The organism is Photobacterium sp. DA100 (genome assembly GCF_029223585.1).
Classification (GTDB): domain Bacteria; phylum Pseudomonadota; class Gammaproteobacteria; order Enterobacterales; family Vibrionaceae; genus Photobacterium.
Genome location: NZ_CP119423.1, coordinates 654,825 through 673,795, shown reverse-complemented (window position 1 = coordinate 673,795; position 18,971 = coordinate 654,825). Strand labels below are relative to the sequence as shown.

Below are 18,971 nucleotides of genomic sequence, written 5' to 3'. Positions count from 1 at the left end.
CTCTGTGCTAACATTCCGCGATTTTTTTTACAGCTAGGGTGGAATTCAACCATGATGCAGATATTACAGGGTGCCCAAATGCTTTTTGTTGCATTTGGCGCATTGGTTCTGGTACCGCTTCTTACCGGACTGGATCCCAACGTTGCCCTCTTCGGTGCCGGTCTCGGTACTCTCCTCTTTCAAGTCATCACCAAACGCTCCGTCCCTATCTTCCTCGCCTCCTCTTTTGCTTTCATTGCCCCTATTATGTATGGCGTTCAAACCTGGGGGATCCCTGCGACCATGGGTGGTCTGATGATGGCAGGTGTCATCTACGTCTGCATGGGCGCGATCATCAAGGTGCGCGGTGTGGCGATTATCCACAAACTGCTACCACCGGTAGTTGTCGGCCCGGTGATCATGGTTATTGGTCTTGGCTTGGCTCCGGCTGCCGTCAATATGGCACTGGGTAAAACCGGCGATGGTGCGGTAGAGCTGGTCAACGGCGAGGCCGCCCTGTGGATTTCGGCGATTTCACTGCTGGTCACTATCGGTTTCAGCGTGTTTGCCAAAGGCTTTTTCAAGCTGATCCCGATTATGGCGGGGATTGTCGCGGGTTATCTTGTCAGCTTAGGATTTGGCGTCGTCGACTTCACCCCTGTGCGCGAGGCGGCTTGGTTAGCACTGCCTAACTTCACTTTCCCGGAATTCAACATCAATGCCATGCTGTTCATGATCCCGGTGGCCATTGCCCCGGCGGTCGAGCACGTCGGTGATATGCTGGCGATTTCCAACGTAACAGGCAAAGACTACCTGAAGAAACCGGGCCTGCACCGCACCATGGCCGGTGACGGGGTCGCAACGATGGCCGCTTCGATGTTCGGCGCGCCACCAAACACCACCTATTCCGAGGTCACCGGTGCGGTAATGCTGACCAAAGCCTTCAACCCGGTGATCATGACATATGCTGCCATCACCGCCCTGGTACTGGCCTTCGTCGGAAAGCTGGGCGCGATGCTGCAGACGATCCCGGTACCTGTGATGGGCGGCATCATGATCCTGCTGTTCGGCTCGATTGCCACGGTCGGTCTTAACACCCTGATCAAAAACCAGGTGGATCTGCACAAGGCGCGTAACCTGGTGATTGTGGCGGTAACCCTGGTATTCGGTATCGGCGGGATGGCTTTCGGTATCGGCGAATTCAGCCTGCAGGGTGTGAGCCTGTGCGGTATTGTGGCGATTCTGCTGAACCTGATCTTACCGGACGATCTTGGCGAGAGCCATGTGGTCGATAATGCCCAGATGGAAGAAGCCGCTGACAAATAATCGATGAACCAATTAACCGGGCCTTAGGCCCGGTTAAAGATGACGTTGAGCCATAAAAAAAGCCGGATATTAATCCGGCTTTTTTGGCTTTCGATAATGGCTCAGTACTTACTTGGTACCGAAGATCTTATCACCGGCATCACCTAGGCCCGGTACGATGTAGCCTTTGTCGTTCAGCTTCTCATCAATAGCGGCAGTGTACAGCTCAACATCCGGGTGGGCTTTCTCAAGCGCCGCGATACCCTCAGGTGCCGCAACCAATACCAGTACCTTGAACTGCTTACAGCCTTGCTCTTTCAACAGGTCAAGCGTGGCAATCATCGAGCCGCCAGTTGCCAGCATCGGGTCAACAACCAGGGCAATACGCTCGTCGATGTTTGAGGCCAGCTTGTTGAAGTAAGGCACAGGCTCCAAGGTTTCTTCGTCACGGTAGATACCCACCACACTGATACGTGCACTTGGCATGTGCTCAAGTACGCCGTCCATCATGCCAAGACCAGCACGCAGGATTGGCACAACCGTTACTTTTTTACCTTTGATCTGATCAATTTCAACTGGACCATTCCAGCCATCAATGGTAACTTTTTCTGTTTCGAAGTCTGAAGTCGCTTCATACGTCAGCAAGCTGCCTACTTCCGTTGCAAGCTCACGGAAACGCTTAGTGCTGATGTCACCTTCGCGCATAAGACCAATCTTATGTTTTACTAGTGGGTGTTTAACCTCAACGACTTTCATCTCTGACTCCTGGCAAATAAATTTCAAAAAATCGCACTATTATACACTAGACCATTTACGCTCTGGTAGGGGTGCAGCGGTTGTTTGCTCAGGAAACACTCAGTGACAAATATTGACGCAAACGTTTTCCTTTCCGCCCTGACTGCTGTTATCATACCCCCGCTTTTTTACTTTAATACGTTGAGGAAACTCCTGTGAGCGGCAATAACTCTTCTCTTAGCTACAAAGATGCTGGTGTTGATATCGATGCGGGTAATGCATTAGTTGATCGTATTAAAGGGGTGGTAAAACGCACCCACCGTCCTGAGGTAATGGGCGGTATTGGCGGTTTCGGCGCTTTGTGCAGCCTGCCGACCAAGTATAAGGAGCCAGTTCTGGTATCTGGCACAGACGGTGTGGGAACAAAACTGCGCCTGGCGATGGATCTGAACAAGCACGACACTATCGGTATTGATCTGGTTGCGATGTGTGTCAACGACTTGATCGTACAAGGTGCCGAGCCGCTGTTCTTCCTTGATTACTACGCAACCGGCAAGCTGGACGTAGACACGGCGGCTGACGTGGTAGCAGGGATCGGCGAAGGGTGTATCCAATCTGGCTGTGCACTGATCGGTGGTGAAACTGCGGAAATGCCTGGCATGTACCATGGCGAAGACTACGACGTTGCCGGCTTCTGTGTCGGTGTAGTTGAGAAAGCAGACATCATTGACGGCAGCAAGGTTGAAGAAGGCGATGCCCTGATCGCTGTTGCGTCAAGCGGCCCGCACTCGAATGGCTTCTCGCTGATCCGCAAGATCCTTGAGGTGTCAAAGGCCGATCTGAACCTTGAGCTGGAAGGCAAGCCGCTTTGCGAGCACCTGCTAGAACCAACCAAAATCTATGTTAAGTCGACCCTGAAGATGATGGAGAGCTGCGACGTTCACGCGATTTCCCACATCACAGGCGGCGGCTTCTGGGAAAACATCCCGCGCGTACTGCCAACAGGTACCAAGGCTGTGGTTGACGGTAACAGCTGGCAGTGGCCAGCCGTGTTCAACTGGCTACAAGAAGCCGGTAACGTGGACACGTACGAGATGTACCGTACCTTCAACTGTGGTGTTGGTCTAGTGATTGCCCTGCCAAAAGCCCAGGCAGAGCAAGCGATCAGCATCCTCAATGCCGAAGGCGAGCAAGCTTGGCTGTTGGGCCACATTGCCAATGCCAACGAAGGCGAAGAGCAGGTGGAGATCCTGTAAGCGATGAAGAATATCGTTGTTCTCCTCTCGGGCAACGGCTCTAACCTTCAAGCGATGATTGATGCCTGCGAGTCAGGCATCATCAAGGACGGCCGTATCAGTGCGGTATTGTCCAACAAGGCCGACGCTTACGGACTAGAGCGTGCCCGCCAAGCTGGCATTGATGCCCTCCACCTGTCGGCAGCCGACTATGCCGACCGTGACGCATTTGACCAGGCCATGGCCGAGCGCATCGACAGCTACCAGCCGGATCTGGTGATCCTGGCCGGCTTCATGCGCATCCTCAGCGGTGACTTTGTCCGCCACTACCAGGGCCGGATGCTCAATGTCCACCCCTCCCTGCTACCGAAATACACCGGCCTCAATACCCACCAGCGGGCTATCGACGCCGGCGATGACGAGCACGGTACTAGTGTCCATTTCGTGACCGAGGAGCTCGATGGCGGTCCGGTGATCCTCCAGGCCAAGGTGCCTATCTTTGCCGGTGACACCGCCGACGAAGTAATGGCGCGCGTGCAGGAGCAAGAGCATCGCATCTACCCAATGGTTGCCAACTGGTGCCTGCAGGGCCGGGTGGCGATGGCTGAGGGCAAGGCAGTACTCGATGGCACCCCGTTACCGCTATCGGGTTATGCGGCCGACGAATAAGCCTGTCTGGGTTACTAGCCGGCATAAAAAAACGCGACCGATGGTCGCGTTTTTTATTTATCCTGCGGGATATTACAAGGTCCGGTTGAAAACCTGCTCGCCGAAATGGAACACATTAAACTCCCCGACCGCCATCTTGTGCCAGCTCTCGTCATTGGTCAGCGGCTGGGTGGCAATCACCGTCACCACATCGTTGGGGGTCGTCTCCTGATGAAAATCAATGGTGACGTCTTCGTCAATCAGCGAAGCCTTGCCAAACGGAGCCCGGCGGGTGATCCAATGCAGGTTGTTGGTGCAATAGGTAAGTACGTACTCACCATTGCTCAACAACATGTTGTAAACCCCCAGCGCCCTCAGCTTATCGCAGCATTCCGCCATCACATCGAACAGCTCATTCATGTTTTCTGGACGTTCGGGAAACTGGCTTTCCAGCTGGTTCAGCAGCCAGCAGAACGCAATCTCACTGTCGGTATCGCCCACCGCCTTGAACCGGCCGGTATCAAGCTGTTCGTAACCGGTCAACTGACCGTTGTGGGCAAAGGTCCAGTATTGGCCCCAGAGCTCCCGGGTAAACGGGTGGGTATTCTCCAGGCTCACCCCACCCCGGTTTGCCTGCCGGATATGGCTGACCACCGCACAGCTCTTTATTGGGTATTCCTGCACCAACTCTGCAATACGTGATTTACAGCTCGGGTTTGGATCCTTGAAGGTCCGAAATCCCTTGCCCTCGTAAAAGGTAATTCCCCAGCCATCGCGGTGCGGGCCGGTATTGCCCCCACGCTGCATCAGGCCGGTAAAACTAAAACAAATATCTGTCGGCACATTGGCACTCATGCCAAGTAGTTCACACATAGTCCGTTATGCCCTTCCTCTCTGGCCCAGCTGCAATTGCTGGGTTATTCCGCCATCTCTTTTTCGATAAGCATAATCAAGATGTGGATGATCTTGATATGCACTTCCTGGATACGATCAGCATAGCCGAAATGCGGCACGCGAATTTCAACATCTGCCAAGCCGGCCATCTTACCGCCGTCTTTGCCAGTCAGGGCAATCACTTTCATCCCCTTAGCCTTGGCCGCCTCAATGGCCTTAAGGATATTCCCGGAATTACCCGAAGTCGATAGGCCGAACAGGACATCGCCCTGCGAGCCCACCGCTTCGAGGTAACGGGAAAACACCGACTCGTAGCCAAAGTCATTGCTCACGCAGGACAAGTGGCTCGGATCGGAAATCGCAATCCCAGGGTAGCCCGGACGGTTTTCGCGATAGCGCCCCGTTAGCTCCTCGGCAAAATGCATCGCATCACAGTGAGATCCACCGTTACCACAAGACAACACCTTGCCACCTTGCTTAAACGACTCGGCCAGAAGTTTGGCAGCTGCTTCGATATCAGCAATATTCTTGTCATCGCTTAAAAAACGGTTGAGGACTTCTGCCGCTTCCGTCAACTCGGCGCGGATGGTGTCTTGATACATAGGACCTTCTCTGTCTTATCAAAAATTATTATCAACTAGCAGTGTACAAAGAAACGCTTGGAAGTGTCGACTCCTTAGATTGAACATTGTGAGTCTTTATCGCCAAATGTTCACGTAATGACTCGGCAGAGCCACAGCAAGCGACATTATCTACTGTCAGAAGACCGGCAGCTGCCAGCTTTTTCTCGATGTGCGCAGCCACTCCAAGCAGGTAAACCGGGTAGTCGCGGATCCGGTCGATGGCGTTTTCCAGTGCATGGATAGCGGTAATATCGATGGTGGTGACATCACTGAAATCCAACACCACCGCCTGAGTCTCGGGCGCTGTGTAGTCAATCACCGACAGGGCTTTTTCGCTGGCGGCAAAGAACAGCGGGCCGTTGATGTCATAGACCACCACGTCATCACCAAAATTCTGGTGCGGGTGTTCGCCGGTCACTCTGTTGACCGTGGTCAGCGAAGCGATACGCTGGATAAACAAGACCCCGGCCAATAGCAAGCCAACCACTACCGCCACCACCATGTCGAAGACGACGGTCAGGGTAAAGCAGGTAAGCAGCACCGCGACATCCCTTCTCGGCGCGACTTTCAGGGTATGGACAAAGTGCGGCGCTTCCGACATGTTCCACGCCACCATGATCAGCAAGCCCGCCAGCGCGCTCATCGGCACGTAGGACAGCATCGGGGCCAAGGCAATCATTGCTGCCAGTACAAACAGGGAATGAACAATCGCCGACAACGGGGAGAAGGCACCGGCCCTGATGTTGGTCGCGGTACGGGCAATGGCAGCCGTTGCTGGGATCCCGCCAAAGAACGGCACCACCATATTCGCCAGACCCTGGCCGACCAGCTCGGCATTGGGGTTATGCTTGGTGCCCGTCATACCATCGGCCACAACGGCACACAGCAGGGATTCAATACAACCCAGCATGGCAATGGTAAACGCCGCCGGTAATAGCTCTATCACCAGTGCCCATGAGAAATGGCCGTCCTGCCACGGCATGACGAGTTGCGGCAACACCTGCGGGATCCCCTGGCCAACCAAGTCGCCGATCTGGTAGTGGAACTTCTCCCCCAGTAAACCAACATGCCCGCCACTGCCGTGGTTGACCAGCAGCGCCACCAAAGTACCGGCCAGCAGCGCCACCACATGGGCCGGGACCTTGGTTTTCAGCTTGGCCCAGAGGATAAAAGCCGCGATGGTCACAACCCCGACCAGGGCATCGGCCATATTCAAGGTCGGCATCGCGCTGGCATAGGCCACCACTTTTTCCGGAAAATGAATCGGGTTGGTCGCGACGCTCAGCCCCAGCAGATCTTTGAGCTGCAGAAAAGCGATTGTCAAACCGATACCAGCGGTGAAGCCGGTTGTCACCGGATACGGGACATAGGCCACCAGTTGGCCCAGACGCAATACCCCCATCAGCAGCAAGATCACCCCGGACATCATGGTCGCCAGCATCAGGCCGGAAAGCCCGTATTGCTGGGTGATCGGCAACAGGATCACCACAAAAGCCGCTGTCGGGCCGGTAATATTAAAACGGGAGCCCCCCAGCAGTGCCGCTAGCAGACCGGCCACAATAACTGTGTATAACCCATGCTGGGGCGGTACCCCTACAGCAATCGCCAAAGCCATCCCAAGCGGGATCGCGACCACACCGACGGTAACACCGGAAACAATATCGGACCGTAACGACGAAAGTGAAAAGCCTTCGCGCCACGCCTGTCTAAACGCATCAAATAGCAACACGGTAAACCCCTTGCAAGCCAAACAGCAACGACAAAAGCCAAACAGGCTTGTTACCGCTTGGTGAAAAGAAAGAAAAGGTAGCTGTCATCCCGAGAAAGGGATCCGGCGGGCAACTGTCAGTCGGAGTTCGGGAAAGGCAACAATCTGGAAAGGCCACTTTGCATAGCCTCTATCACTCCCTGAAAATTCACGAAAATGTCGGCGTCGATGCCTTATTCAGAGAATTCGTGAACTATGTCGCGGGATCTTAATTGTATGAGGAATTAACGCAAGTGCTTTTTTCTTTCTCGCTGATCTCGATCAATCCCTTATTTTACAAGCGGTGACAAGACATCTTTACGTAACCGCCCCCTTTCAGAATAGAAATTTATTTTACATTTCATTAAAAACAACATTACACTTATCACAAGTGGTTAGACCTCTTACCTTGCATAAAATGTACCCAAAATATAAAAAAGCAACGCCCAAATAAGGAGATTGAACATGGTTACACTTGTGTACCTACTCGGGCTGGTTGGTATAACCGGTGTGCTGGCTTACCACCGGGCAAACCTGCGCACCTTCACCCTAGCTATTGCCGCCGCACTAGCCGTGGGCACCTTACTCGATATTACTGGCCAGTTCAGCTGGTTGGCTTTCCTTGTCATTGCTTTACCGCTCAATATCACTTCCTTGCGCCGTTCGCTGCTAAGTCGACATGCGCTGGCTGCCTTCAAGCAAGTGATGCCTGAAATGTCGCGAACGGAAAAAGAGGCGATTGACGCCGGTACGGTATGGTGGGAAGCCGACTTGTTCCGCGGCGCTCCCGACTGGAACAAGCTGCACGATATCCCTGCCCCTCGGCTCAGCCCTGAAGAAAAAGCGTTTCTCGATGGTCCGGTCAATGAAGTTTGCCGCATGGTCAATGATTTCCAGGTCACCCACGAGCTGGCCGATCTCCCACCGGAAGTTTGGCAGTACCTGAAAGATCACAAGTTCTTCGCCATGATCATCAAGAAAGAATACGGCGGCCTTGAGTTTTCGGCTTACGCCCAGTCACTGGTTCTGCAGAAGCTGACCGGTGTTTCTGGCGTACTGTCCTCGACTGTCGGCGTCCCGAACTCACTCGGTCCGGGCGAGCTACTGCAGCACTACGGCACCAAAGAACAAAAAGACCATTACCTGCCCCGCCTTGCCGAAGGCAAGGAAATCCCTTGTTTTGCCCTGACCAGCCCAGAAGCGGGCTCCGACGCTGGTTCTATCCCGGACTTCGGTATCGTCAAGAAAGGCATCTGGCAGGGAGAAGAAGTCCTCGGGATGGAACTGACCTGGAACAAGCGCTATATCACCTTGGCACCGGTCGCAACCGTACTCGGCTTGGCCTTCAAACTGTTTGACCCCGACCACCTGCTGGGCGACGAGGAAGAACTGGGGATTACCTGTGCCCTTATCCCAACCGAAATTGACGGCGTGGAAATCGGCCGCCGCCACTTCCCGCTCAATGTCCCGTTCCAGAACGGTCCAACCCAGGGTGATAAGGTCTTCGTCCCTATCGATTTCATCATTGGTGGCCAGGAGATGGCCGGCCAAGGCTGGCGTATGCTGGTTGAATGCCTGTCGGTCGGCCGCGGCATCACCCTGCCTTCTAACTCAACCGGTGGGTTGAAGACCGCTGCCATGGCGACCGGTGCCTACGCCCGTATCCGCCGCCAGTTCAAACTGCCTATCGGTAAGATGGAAGGGATCGAGGAGCCATTGGCCCGTATTACGGGTAATGCCTACGTCATGGATGCGGCCAGCAACCTGACGGTTACCGGTATCGACCTTGGCGAAAAACCATCGGTGATCTCGGCGATTGTAAAATACCACTGTACCCACCGAGGCCAGCGCAGCGTTATCGATGCGATGGACATTGTCGGTGGTAAAGGGATCTGTATGGGGCCGAGTAACTTCCTGGCCCGTGGTTACCAGGGGGCACCGATTGCGGTCACCGTTGAGGGTGCCAATATCCTCACCCGCTCGATGATCATCTTTGGCCAGGGGGCGATCCGCTGCCATCCCTATGTCCTCGACGAAATCAATGCCGCTTACGACGAAGATGCCAACAAAGCGCTGCACGACTTTGACCAATCCCTGTTCGGCCATGTTGGCTTTGTGATCAGCAATATGGTCCGCTCGTTCTGGTTCGGCCTGACCGACGGCAGAGGCTCGTCTGCACCGAGGAAAGATCAAACCGCGCGCTACTACCAGCAACTCAACCGCTACAGCGCTAACCTGGCCCTGCTGGCAGATATGTCGATGGCAGTGCTAGGCGGCTCACTCAAGCGCAAAGAGCGCCTGTCGGCCCGCCTGGGTGATGTGTTGAGCCAACTGTATCTGGCCTCGGCCACATTGAAGCGTTTTACCGACGAAGGCGCCAAGGCAGAAGATCTACCTTTGGTTCACTGGGGATTACAAGATGCGCTCTACCAAACCCAGGAAGCCCTGGACGAGTTCCTGCGCAACTTCCCGAACCGCCCGATTGCAGCATTGCTCCGTACCTTGGTGTTCCCACTGGGACTGAGCCGGGTGCGCCCGTCTGACAAGCTAGATCACAAGGTCGCAAGGATCATCCAGACCCCAAGTGAGACCCGCAGCCGCATCGGCCGCAACCAATACCTTGAAGCAACCGCCAACAATGCGGTGGGGATGATTGAAGAAACACTGCTCGATATTCTTGCCGCCGAACCAATCTACGACCGCATCTGCAAAGCCGCAGGCAAGAAGATGCCGTTCATGCAGCTTGATAAAGTGGCGGAAAAGGGACTTGAGCTTAATGTGATTAACCCTGAAGAAGCCGAGTTGCTGCGCCGTGCCGAAGAGGGCCGACTGCGTACCATCAATGTCGATGACTTTGACTCGCAAGAGCTGGCAGCCAAGCCCTACCAACCGACACCAAAGGAGATAGCGGCTTAAGCGAGCGATAGCCAACGATGACAAAGGGAAGCCACGGCTTCCCTTTTTGCTATCTCGCGGCGAACGTTCTCATATCAACTCCCCGGCACACTGAGTTTGGCACTTTCCATCGCTTTTTTCACTTTGCGCTTGCGCCACAGCACGACACCGGCAACCACCAGCACAATCACCAGCACATTGGCCAATGCGATAATTTTCATTGCCTTGGCGCGGGCAGATTGCCGCTCGGCAGCCAACCGGTCTAACTTCGCCTGCCGCTCCTTGGCTTCCTGCTGCTCGCGGAATGCAGCCAGATTGCGATCTAGCTGGAGCTCGGCCTGAATAGCAAAATGGCTGTCGGGAAGTTGGAAAATCAATTCACGGTTGCTGAAACTATCGGTGGCATAGAGCCAGCCCGACCAGGTATAGCGCCCGGGCAGCTCACCGTTGGGCAGCCATACCGTCAGCGTTTCTTCATCCGGCAAGGCAGCTTGCTGGCTGATCGTCGTTTCCCCTTCGAAGCTCACCTGCTCGATATGGGCAGCCAAGGATCCCGCTTTCAAGGCACCCTCCTCCCCGGCGACCACAACCTGATGGGCCTCGGACTGTCCCCGGCCTTGAATAAAGCTTGCCGAAATTGGCGGCGGGTAGACCAGCACCTCCTGCTCGACAGTACGGAGAAAAATACCATTTCCGGAACTGACCTTGACCGTATACTTACCCGGCTGAAGCTCCATCGGCAGGGCGACCGTAAAGACCCCGTCACCGGCCACCTCATCGAAGCCAAGACCGTCATCGGCAAAGGTCCCCATCGGGATCGGCATCGGCAATGCCTCTTTGGGAAGCTCGTCGAGGTTTTCGATATACTCGTAGAAGACCACCGTTAGGTTGATACGGTCGAGGAAGTCCCGCAGCTGAAGCGGTTTGCCATTTTGGGTCAGGCGGGCAGAAAACTTGATGGTTTCAGATTGGTAAAGGCGGGCCGGTAAATTATCAACCTCCAACTTGAGATCAGACAAGACCACAATCTGGTTTTTCGGGCTAACCTTCCCCACCGCCTGCCATGGTCCCGCCATCGGGTTCTCAATGGAAATAATATCCATCCCCGGGGCTTCGTACCAGGAAACGTTATCGGGATGACGCCAGGCATAGTATTTCTGGCCGTCAGGGCGAACCAATACCACAGAGTTACTTTTCTGATCACGCTTGACCATAAAAGAGACTTGCTGCACCGTCGGGTCAACCCGGAAGCGATTATCCAACCAAGACATCACCGTGCTGTCGTCGGCCCACAATAACTGTGGCCATAACAACAGCAGCGGCCATACCAGCAGTAGCAACCCTAATCGCTTCATCATACCCTTATTGACGCCACATCACGTCACCCTTCTTGTCGATAATATCCAAGCGCGCTTCATGCGCTTGTATTTCATCGGCAGAAGCCCGGATAACCTTTAGCGCTTTTCGTCCTGACGCCAGGCGGCGGATCGCATTTTCTGCACCGGCATCACTATCTTCGCTGCCGCTACTCAGGGCCAGAGACGTCTGGCCACCGGTCATCATCAGGTAGACATCGGCCAGGATCTCGGCATCGAGCAATGCCCCGTGGAGGGTACGGTGCGAGTTATCAATCCCGTAACGGGAACAGAGCACGTCAAGGTTGTTTCTTTTCCCCGGGAACAGCCGCTTGGCCATCTCAAGGGTATCGGTCACCTTGCAGAAATCTACGGTTTTTCCTATCGACGGATCGAGCTTACTAAACTCGTAATCCATAAAGCCGATATCGAAGGGCGCGTTGTGAGCGACCAGCTCTGCACCGCGGATAAAATCCATAAACTCCTGGTGGACGTCCCCGTAAGTCGGTTTGTCAACCAGAAACTCGTCGGTAATACCGTGGACGTCAATCGCCTCGGCATCGATTTCACGATCCGGCTTGATATACACGTGGAAGGTGTTGCCCGTCAGCTTGCGGTTGATAATTTCCACCGCGCCGATCTCGACAATGCAGTGTCCTTCATAGTGAGGGCCGGTCATATTCATACCGGTCGTTTCAGTATCGAATACGATTATGCGTTCATTAGTGGCGTTCATAGTAGCGATTGTGTCAGACTAAAGTTTTTAACTAATACGAATACTACCAAATATGACGAAGCAGGTAGAAATTTTCACGGACGGTTCTTGTCTCGGCAATCCGGGACCGGGCGGCTATGGTACCGTGTTGCGCTACAAACAGCATGAAAAAGAGCTCAGCGAAGGCTTTTTCATGACCACCAACAACCGCATGGAGTTGTTGGCTGCGATAGTGGGTTTAGCCAGTCTGAAAGAGCCGTGCCAGGTCGAGCTGACAACTGATAGCCAGTATGTCCGCCAAGGCATTACCCAGTGGATCCACAACTGGAAAAAGCGCGGCTGGAAGACCGCCGACAAGAAACCGGTCAAAAACGCAGATTTATGGCAGCGCCTCGATAACGAAACCCAACGCCACCAAGTCAATTGGCACTGGGTAAAAGGCCATGCCGGCCACCCGGAAAACGAACGCTGTGACGAGCTGGCTCGTTCTGCGGCAGAATCCCCCACCCAAGATGATACCGGCTATCAGGCAAGCTAGTCCGGCTAAGCTAGCACTTTTGCTTACGGGAAGCCTTGGTGCGGCAGTTCATCCCTAGCGGAGCCAACTGTCGCCTTAGCTTCCACGTCGGTTTGATAGGCTTTAGGGGCACGGTGCGTTTTCTCGCCACGATCAAATACATACTGCCTACCGACGATAAGCTATCCGAGACCATGCCTTCCACCCAGGCAGAACACGCCTGGTGACGGGTGGCGGGCAGAATCGCAAAGTTTTCGTGGAACACGACCTCGTAGTTCAGCACCCCTAGCCAGTCTTTTACCCGCATCGGCATGAACATCCGGCCTTTCCACGGAAAGCGCTTGTGATTCCAAGGCAGAATTCCCCGTAGTCCCAAAGCACTCACCGGGTTATTCCCGCTGATCAGGATATAGCCATCATCGACAATCACCCGGTCAACCTCCCTGAGCAGCCGGTGTGGATCGCTGCAGTAATCCAGCTGATGGGCGACGACACAGGCGTCAAAGGCTTTCTCGACAAACGGCAAAGCGAAAGGGTCAGCAACCACATTATGCAGAGGGTTGAACTTATCAATGCAAATCTGATGCTGGATGTTACAATGGCCACTGGCCAATTCGCAGCTTAGCCCACCCAGCTTTAGCATATGGTAGCCGAAAAGTTTGGGCCACCACTCATCAAGCTGGGCCTGCAGTAGCTCTGCTGCCCATTCACCATTGACCACTTGTGACCAGGTGTGTGGTGGTTCGATATGTTTTAATATGCGGGCTGGCTTCATAGCAATTCCATACTAAGTCGATGCTCAATAGCAAAAAAAGCCGGAGAAACAACGATGCTGACCATTAAAAGCATACCTGCATTCAATGACAATTACATCTGGCTGATTCACAGTCCGAATAACCACTGTGTGGTGGTTGATCCCGGTGATGCCACTCCAGTACTTGAGTTCTTGGAAAGAGAGGCGCTGGAGCTTGATGCCATCCTGATCACCCACCACCACCATGACCATATAGGCGGGATCAGCGAGCTAAAGCGCCGCTACCCCAACATCCATATCGTCGCTCCTTCTGCCGAGCCTATCCCGGGCGTGTCGCAATCGGTCGATGATGGCGATCAGGTCGAAATTTTCGGTGAACGCTTCATGGTCCTAGGCGTGCCGGGCCATACTGCCGGCCATATCGCTTACGTCGGGGACGGCAAGCTATTTTGCGGCGACACCCTGTTTTCTGCTGGCTGTGGCCGTTTGTTCGAAGGCACCGCCGCACAGATGTATGCCTCGCTGCAAAAGCTCAGTGCCCTCCCCGATGAGACCGAGGTGTACTGCGCCCACGAATACACCAGCAGTAATCTCGCCTTTGCCCTAGTCGCCGAGCAAGACAACCCACACCTGCAGCGCTACCGCGAAGAAGTCAGCCGGATGAGGGCACAGGGGATCAGCACGATTCCAAGCACTCTGAAACAAGAAAAATTAATCAATCCATTCCTACGCTGTGACCAGCCTAGCATAAAAAAATCGGTTGCAAATAAAGCAGTTAACGAAAGTGACGTCGAGACTTTCGCAGCCCTGCGCCGTTGGAAAGACGAATTTTGACCTAGGTCACTTGTAACCAAGGTGGTTGGACAAGTATTATCATCCACTATTTTGGCTATAGGCTGGACACATGAAAACCCGATTTTTTTTGGCGAGTGCGCTACTTCTGGCTGGTTGCCAAATTACAAATACGACAAATACAGTAGAAGAAAAAACAAACACAACCAATAACGATCCTGCGGCCCAAGTTGCTCCGACGGCAACAACAAAAACACCAACACCTGAGCCGCAGGTTGTTGTTCCTAAAAAAATTCCAACCCCACAGGAGCAACAAGATGTGTGGCAACGCATCAGCATGCAGCTGAGAGCGGACATTCCCAATGACCAGCGCGTCATTCACTACCGTGACTGGTATCTCCGTCACCCAAGCCACCTCAACACCGTTGCCCAGCGAGCCGAACCTTTCCTCTATATGATCACCGAGGAAATCGAAAAACGCGATTTGCCCCTTGAGCTCGCGCTGCTGCCGATTGTCGAAAGCTCTTTCGACCAGTTCGCCTATTCTCATGGCCGCGCGGCAGGGCTTTGGCAGATCACCGCCCCAACCGGCCGCAGCTTCGGCCTTGAGCAAAACTGGTGGTATGACGGTCGCCGGGATGTGGTGGAATCCACCCGTGCCGCACTGGATCTACTCGAATATCTCAACCGCAAGTTTGACGGTAACTGGCTGCATGCCCTTGCCGCCTACAACACCGGAGAAGGCCGGGTGTTCCGAGCGATCCGCAATAACAAAGCCGCCGGCAAACCAACTGATTTCTGGTCTCTCGATCTACCGCGCGAAACCAGTGACTATGTCCCTAAGCTACTTGCCGTCTCGGACGTGATCCAGAACCGCGACAAGTACGGTATCAGTATCCCAGCGATCGACAACAAACCTGCGGTAAAACTGGTCAAGCCTGAAACCCAGATGGATTTAGCAATGGCAGCCAAATTTGCCAATGTTTCACTCGACGAAATTCAGCGCCTGAACCCTGGTTACAACCGCTGGGCAACGGCACCGGATGGCCCAAGCCATCTGCTGCTGCCGATCAACAAGGTCGACAAATTCAATGCCGCCTTTGATGAAAATGGCCGCCGTGGCATGAAAGTGATCCGCTATGAGGTCAAGCCAGGCGATACCCTGAGTGTACTAGCCCGCCAGCATAAGACCACGACCAAGCAGATCCAACGTGCCAACAATATGAGCGGCACCAATATCCGCGTCGGTCGCCATATTCTGATCCCTGTGGCAATGCAAGACGGTGAGACGGTTGCGGCTCGAATGGCCAACAACACTCAGCAAAGTCACGGCAGTGGCTACCGCACCTCCTATACTGTCCAGTCCGGCGATAGCCTTTGGACTATAGCCCGCCAGCAGAAAGTCACCATCGACCAAATCACTCGGTGGAACGGGATCAGCAAGAATGCCCCTCTTCGTGTTGGCCAAAAGCTGACACTATGGAAAAGCAGTGAAACGGGCGGCGTGATCCGCACGGTTTACTACAAGGTTCGTTCTGGCGACAACCTAAGCACTATTGCCCAGCGCTACCAGGTCAAAGTCTCCGATGTGGTGAAATGGAACCAGATCAGCGGTCAAAAGTACCTCAAGCCAGGACAGCAATTAAAACTCTATGTTGATGTTACCAAGGTAAGTGTATGACGCCTTCCAAAAACCCGTTTGTTGCGGTTCTCGATACTTTCCGCTCCCCCATTGACTGTTTTGCAGCCGTCCACGAACGCCCAAAGTGGGCGTTCGTGCCCTACCTGCTGATCATTATCGGTCCGTTCTTCTTTTGGGGCGGTTACTTCAACCACGTCGATATGGACTGGTTACAGCAGACACTGATGATGCAACTGCCCAATGTTGAACAGCAAGTGCAGGAAGCTTGGCTAACCAAGGAGGTCTTGTTAGCCGGTGAGGTATTCAGTGATTTCTTTGGCCGAACAGCCGCGATTTTCGTATTGGCGCTCTGGCTTAACCTGGCCACCAAGAGCAACAGCTACAAGCACAGTTTCGGCAAGTGGCTGGCAGCCGCGTGTTTTATCATGCTACCGGCTATCATCGGTGACTTCGCCAGCTACCTCAATGCGGTCTTCAACACCAGCAACTTCTTGCCTAATGCTGCTGATCTCAACAGCCTCAATGGCTTCCTGAAGCTGCCACTGAACCACCCGTGGTCGGCATTTGCCACCACTGCACCGCTGTTGGCGCCATGGTATATCGCCCTGAGCTATGCCGCCGTCGCGGCATGGACAGACTATGACAGAGCCAAATGTATCATTGTCGCCGCCTTACCGTGGCTGCTGACCTTGATCGTCTGGCCGATAATGATTATTGCAGCATAAAGTTGGCAATGATCGGATTATGATCGGAGGCATCGGTAGTCGGTGCCTCCGCACTTATCAACTCTAGCCCTCGGTAATACAGGTGATCGAGCGGCTTGCCGAAAATTTTCACCCGTTGGTCGCGGCGCAAAACCGCATCTTCCAAGCCCAAGCTGCGGGCAAACTCATCCACGACATCCAACCTCGCTTGGCGCCATGTATTGAAATCACCGGCCAAGATCACCGGGCCGATATGCTTGTCCAGCACACGTTTCAACGTGTGGAACTGCTCTTTGTACTCTTCCAGTCCCAACGCAAAGTTCACCCCGTGCAGGTTAACCACTGCCAGCGTCTGGCCATTTGACAGGTTGAACTCGGAGAGCAGGGCAGATTTAGGCAAGCGCAACCAGGGTTCCATCGCCAGGTAGGCACAGGTTGTCTTGGCATTGACCGAGGACAAGTTCATAACCCCAGCAGGCGTATTCAAGAACTTGAAAGCATTGGCCATTCTTACCTTCCACCGAGTATCATCCAAATAATCTTTCAGCTCGGCGGTCAGGCTGGCTTCCTGCAGAAGAACAAGCCCGCTGTCTTGAGTAATTTTCTCAAGCTCGGAGCGCCAGTTTTCTTTCTGCTGCTTGTAGATATTCCACACCGATACCGAAAACGATCCGTCCTGATCCAACGGCAAGGCTACATCGCTTTTAATACAGTTGAACGAGAACTGCGGTGCCAACACATTGGCACTGACCTCAGGCACTTCAGACACATCAAACGACCAGTTCAGTGCACCTGTGCTGATCCCCAACGCTCCTGCGACAACCCCCAATCCTGCTACAACCTTGGTATAACGCGACATCAAACTTACCTAACCGACGACTCTTACTAAGCAGCTATGTACCAACCGCTATGAATTTACAGACTCTGTTAACTGCCTGGTACAGCAATAAGGAAAGCGGCCGACTGGCCGCTTTGAGTACTAGTAATGACTGCCATTGTCATAATATGCTGACGGTGTCAGCGCAGTGAATATCACCGCAACGTCCTGCTCTGGCTCTTCAAGTTCAGCGCGAATTGCCTCAGTGATAATCTGCGCCACTTTGTCTTGCACATCCTGACCACGGTCAAACCACAGCACCTCCACAAACGGGTAGGCGTCAGATACTTCACCATCAAAAATAAAAGTCGTTGAAATATGCTCGAGGGTAAAATCCTCTCGGGGACAAACCATTAGCGGCTCCAAATCATCAACCAGCTTGGTCGACAGCGCCTTCACATGATCAAATTCAACAGCTCGGAAACGCAGATGCGGCATGGTGACTCCAATTTTGCTCAACCTGAAAAAGCCACAAGATACCATCTAACACATCTTTTTCGCAGCAATTTTTGTCAATTTCGAGTCAAACCCTACTTAGGGTCACCTCATTTCAGGTCGTTGCACATTTGAAATCGAGTGATATTTTGCTATTATCCCCACAAAATAAAACATCGTTCAATTATTTAAAGACAGCAAACCTATGTTCAAAAAAGTACTTCCTCTTCTGGCACTCAGCCTTATCGTAACCACGCAGGCCCATGCGGCAAGCAACAGTAATGACCAGCGTATCAGAGAGCTGGAATACCAAATCCGTTTGCTGACCCAAAGAGTGGATAGCCTGGAAAGGGAGCTGGAGCGAAAACACGATTACGAACGCCATGATCAAATGTACCAATGCCAAATGAGTGTCTTTGGCAGCCAATACAAGGGGCGCTCATCCAGCCGCGGCAAGGCGATCACCAAGGTGGTCAATCAGTGCATCAGCGATCATGATGAAATGTTCTGCCGCCCTGATGCGGTGCGTTGCAAGACTTTCTGATAGACAATACGCCCTCAACTGAGGGTGTTTTTTTAAATAAGCGACAGACGCAAAAAAGCCCCAACATTTCTGCTAGAGCCTTGAAGGTGGCAGGGGGGACTGGGCCGGCATCCCGGAGATTCGAAAGCTTCGCCCTAACACGCGCTGTTTTGGTATTGGCAGAATCCGCTGCTATGCCAATTGCACATACGAAAAAGGCTCCAGCATTTCTGCTAGAGCCTTGAAGATGGCAGGGGTGGAGAGATTCGAACTCCCAACACGCGGATTTGGAATCCGCTGCTCTGCCAATTGGAGCTACACCCCTGTAGTTATTTTAAAGACTTAACTCTGTCTGAATAAGTGGCGGAGCGGACGGGACTCGAACCCGCGACCCCCGGCGTGACAGGCCGGTATTCTAACCAACTGAACTACCGCTCCACTCAAATCACCGTGTGTTCAGCACGATAATCTAAATTGGAAGCCTGGCGATGTCCTACTCTCACATGGGGAGGCCCCACACTACCATCGGCGCTATTACGTTTCACTGCTGAGTTCGGCATGGGATCAGGTGGGTCCATAATGCTATGGTCGCCAAG

The 18,971-nt window shown here is 53.6% G+C and carries 18 protein-coding genes, 2 tRNA genes and 1 rRNA gene; 9 read left to right on the top strand and 12 right to left on the bottom strand.

The annotated features are described in order from the left end of the window. The first annotated feature begins 51 nt into the window (after positions 1–51). Entirely contained in the window at positions 52–1,305 is a 1,254-nt protein-coding gene (locus tag PTW35_RS03400; protein ID WP_281026533.1) for a uracil-xanthine permease family protein, read from the top strand. Between the two features lie 108 nt (positions 1,306–1,413). Here PTW35_RS03400 and upp read toward each other — a convergent pair whose 3' ends face one another. Continuing rightward, the gene (gene upp, locus PTW35_RS03395) at positions 1,414–2,040 is read right to left on the bottom strand and encodes a uracil phosphoribosyltransferase (protein ID WP_039461419.1); all 627 of its coding nucleotides are present in this window, start codon (positions 2,038–2,040) and stop codon (positions 1,414–1,416) included. A 194-nt stretch (positions 2,041–2,234) separates the two neighbouring features. Between upp and purM the strand changes: the two genes are divergently transcribed. Together purM and purN are read left to right on the top strand one after the other, a co-directional pair. Further along, complete coding sequence (purM, locus tag PTW35_RS03390) at positions 2,235–3,275, top strand: phosphoribosylformylglycinamidine cyclo-ligase (protein WP_281026532.1); 1,041 nt, start codon at positions 2,235–2,237, stop codon at positions 3,273–3,275. Positions 3,276–3,278: 3 nt separating this feature from the next. After that, positions 3,279–3,923, top strand: a complete 645-nt coding sequence (gene purN, locus PTW35_RS03385) for a phosphoribosylglycinamide formyltransferase (RefSeq protein WP_281026531.1) — start codon at positions 3,279–3,281, stop codon at positions 3,921–3,923. A 72-nt stretch (positions 3,924–3,995) separates the two neighbouring features. On the opposite strand, the gene PTW35_RS03380 is transcribed toward purN, so the two are convergent. The 3 genes from PTW35_RS03380 to dauA are packed head-to-tail and all read right to left on the bottom strand — an operon-like array spanning position 3,996 to position 7,148. Then, positions 3,996–4,775: a class II glutamine amidotransferase gene (locus PTW35_RS03380; protein WP_281026530.1), complete on the bottom strand. Its 780-nt coding sequence runs from the start codon at positions 4,773–4,775 to the stop codon at positions 3,996–3,998. A 44-nt stretch (positions 4,776–4,819) separates the two neighbouring features. Then, positions 4,820–5,398, bottom strand: coding sequence for a D-sedoheptulose 7-phosphate isomerase (gene lpcA, locus PTW35_RS03375; protein WP_281026529.1), 579 nt, complete (start codon positions 5,396–5,398; stop codon positions 4,820–4,822). Positions 5,399–5,429: 31 nt separating this feature from the next. Then, positions 5,430–7,148, bottom strand: a complete 1,719-nt coding sequence (gene dauA / locus PTW35_RS03370; protein WP_281026528.1) for a C4-dicarboxylic acid transporter DauA — start codon at positions 7,146–7,148, stop codon at positions 5,430–5,432. 483 nt (positions 7,149–7,631) lie between these two features. Here dauA and fadE point away from each other — a divergent pair, with 483 nt between their 5' ends. After that, positions 7,632–10,082: an acyl-CoA dehydrogenase FadE gene (gene fadE, locus PTW35_RS03365; protein ID WP_281026527.1), complete on the top strand. Its 2,451-nt coding sequence runs from the start codon at positions 7,632–7,634 to the stop codon at positions 10,080–10,082. Positions 10,083–10,156: 74 nt separating this feature from the next. Here fadE and PTW35_RS03360 read toward each other — a convergent pair whose 3' ends face one another. Continuing rightward, positions 10,157–11,419, bottom strand: coding sequence for a TIGR03503 family protein (locus PTW35_RS03360; protein WP_348637729.1), 1,263 nt, complete (start codon positions 11,417–11,419; stop codon positions 10,157–10,159). Positions 11,420–11,423: 4 nt separating this feature from the next. Next, complete coding sequence (gene dnaQ / locus PTW35_RS03355; RefSeq protein WP_281026526.1) at positions 11,424–12,152, bottom strand: DNA polymerase III subunit epsilon; 729 nt, start codon at positions 12,150–12,152, stop codon at positions 11,424–11,426. A gap of 52 nt (positions 12,153–12,204) precedes the next feature. On the opposite strand from dnaQ, the gene rnhA reads away from it, so the two are divergent. Then, entirely contained in the window at positions 12,205–12,669 is a 465-nt protein-coding gene (rnhA, locus tag PTW35_RS03350; protein ID WP_044622615.1) for a ribonuclease HI, read from the top strand. Between the two features lie 10 nt (positions 12,670–12,679). Here the strand turns inward: rnhA and PTW35_RS03345 are convergent, their stop codons facing one another. Further along, complete coding sequence (locus PTW35_RS03345; RefSeq protein ID WP_044622614.1) at positions 12,680–13,423, bottom strand: methyltransferase domain-containing protein; 744 nt, start codon at positions 13,421–13,423, stop codon at positions 12,680–12,682. Positions 13,424–13,477: 54 nt separating this feature from the next. Here PTW35_RS03345 and gloB point away from each other — a divergent pair, with 54 nt between their 5' ends. From gloB to PTW35_RS03330, 3 genes are all read left to right on the top strand, one after another. Next, positions 13,478–14,236 (top strand): hydroxyacylglutathione hydrolase, encoded by a 759-nt coding sequence (gene gloB, locus PTW35_RS03340; protein WP_281026525.1) that lies wholly within the window; start codon positions 13,478–13,480, stop codon positions 14,234–14,236. Between the two features lie 70 nt (positions 14,237–14,306). Beyond that, positions 14,307–15,875: a LysM peptidoglycan-binding domain-containing protein gene (locus PTW35_RS03335; protein ID WP_281026524.1), complete on the top strand. Its 1,569-nt coding sequence runs from the start codon at positions 14,307–14,309 to the stop codon at positions 15,873–15,875. Continuing rightward, positions 15,872–16,561, top strand: coding sequence for a Yip1 family protein (locus tag PTW35_RS03330; protein ID WP_044622611.1), 690 nt, complete (start codon positions 15,872–15,874; stop codon positions 16,559–16,561). The genes PTW35_RS03335 and PTW35_RS03330 overlap by 4 nt, the downstream gene beginning before the upstream one ends. Here the strand turns inward: PTW35_RS03330 and PTW35_RS03325 are convergent. Both PTW35_RS03325 and PTW35_RS03320 read right to left on the bottom strand, forming a co-directional pair. Next, complete coding sequence (locus PTW35_RS03325) at positions 16,548–17,399, bottom strand: endonuclease/exonuclease/phosphatase family protein (RefSeq protein ID WP_281026523.1); 852 nt, start codon at positions 17,397–17,399, stop codon at positions 16,548–16,550. The genes PTW35_RS03330 and PTW35_RS03325 overlap by 14 nt on opposite strands. Before the next feature lie 120 nt (positions 17,400–17,519). Next, positions 17,520–17,855 carry a DUF1904 domain-containing protein gene (locus PTW35_RS03320; protein WP_044624382.1) on the bottom strand — a complete coding sequence of 112 codons (336 nt, stop codon included), beginning with the start codon at positions 17,853–17,855 and terminating at the stop codon, positions 17,520–17,522. A gap of 202 nt (positions 17,856–18,057) precedes the next feature. Between PTW35_RS03320 and PTW35_RS03315 the strand changes: the two genes are divergently transcribed. Further along, positions 18,058–18,396 (top strand): hypothetical protein, encoded by a 339-nt coding sequence (locus tag PTW35_RS03315; protein ID WP_281026522.1) that lies wholly within the window; start codon positions 18,058–18,060, stop codon positions 18,394–18,396. Positions 18,397–18,623: 227 nt separating this feature from the next. Here PTW35_RS03315 and PTW35_RS03310 read toward each other — a convergent pair. From PTW35_RS03310 to rrf, 3 genes are all read right to left on the bottom strand, one after another. Further along, positions 18,624–18,700: transfer RNA gene (locus PTW35_RS03310), tRNA-Trp, on the bottom strand. Positions 18,701–18,736: 36 nt separating this feature from the next. Next, a tRNA-Asp gene (locus PTW35_RS03305) sits at positions 18,737–18,813 on the bottom strand. 42 nt (positions 18,814–18,855) lie between these two features. Then, a 5S ribosomal RNA gene (rrf, locus tag PTW35_RS03300) occupies positions 18,856–18,971 on the bottom strand.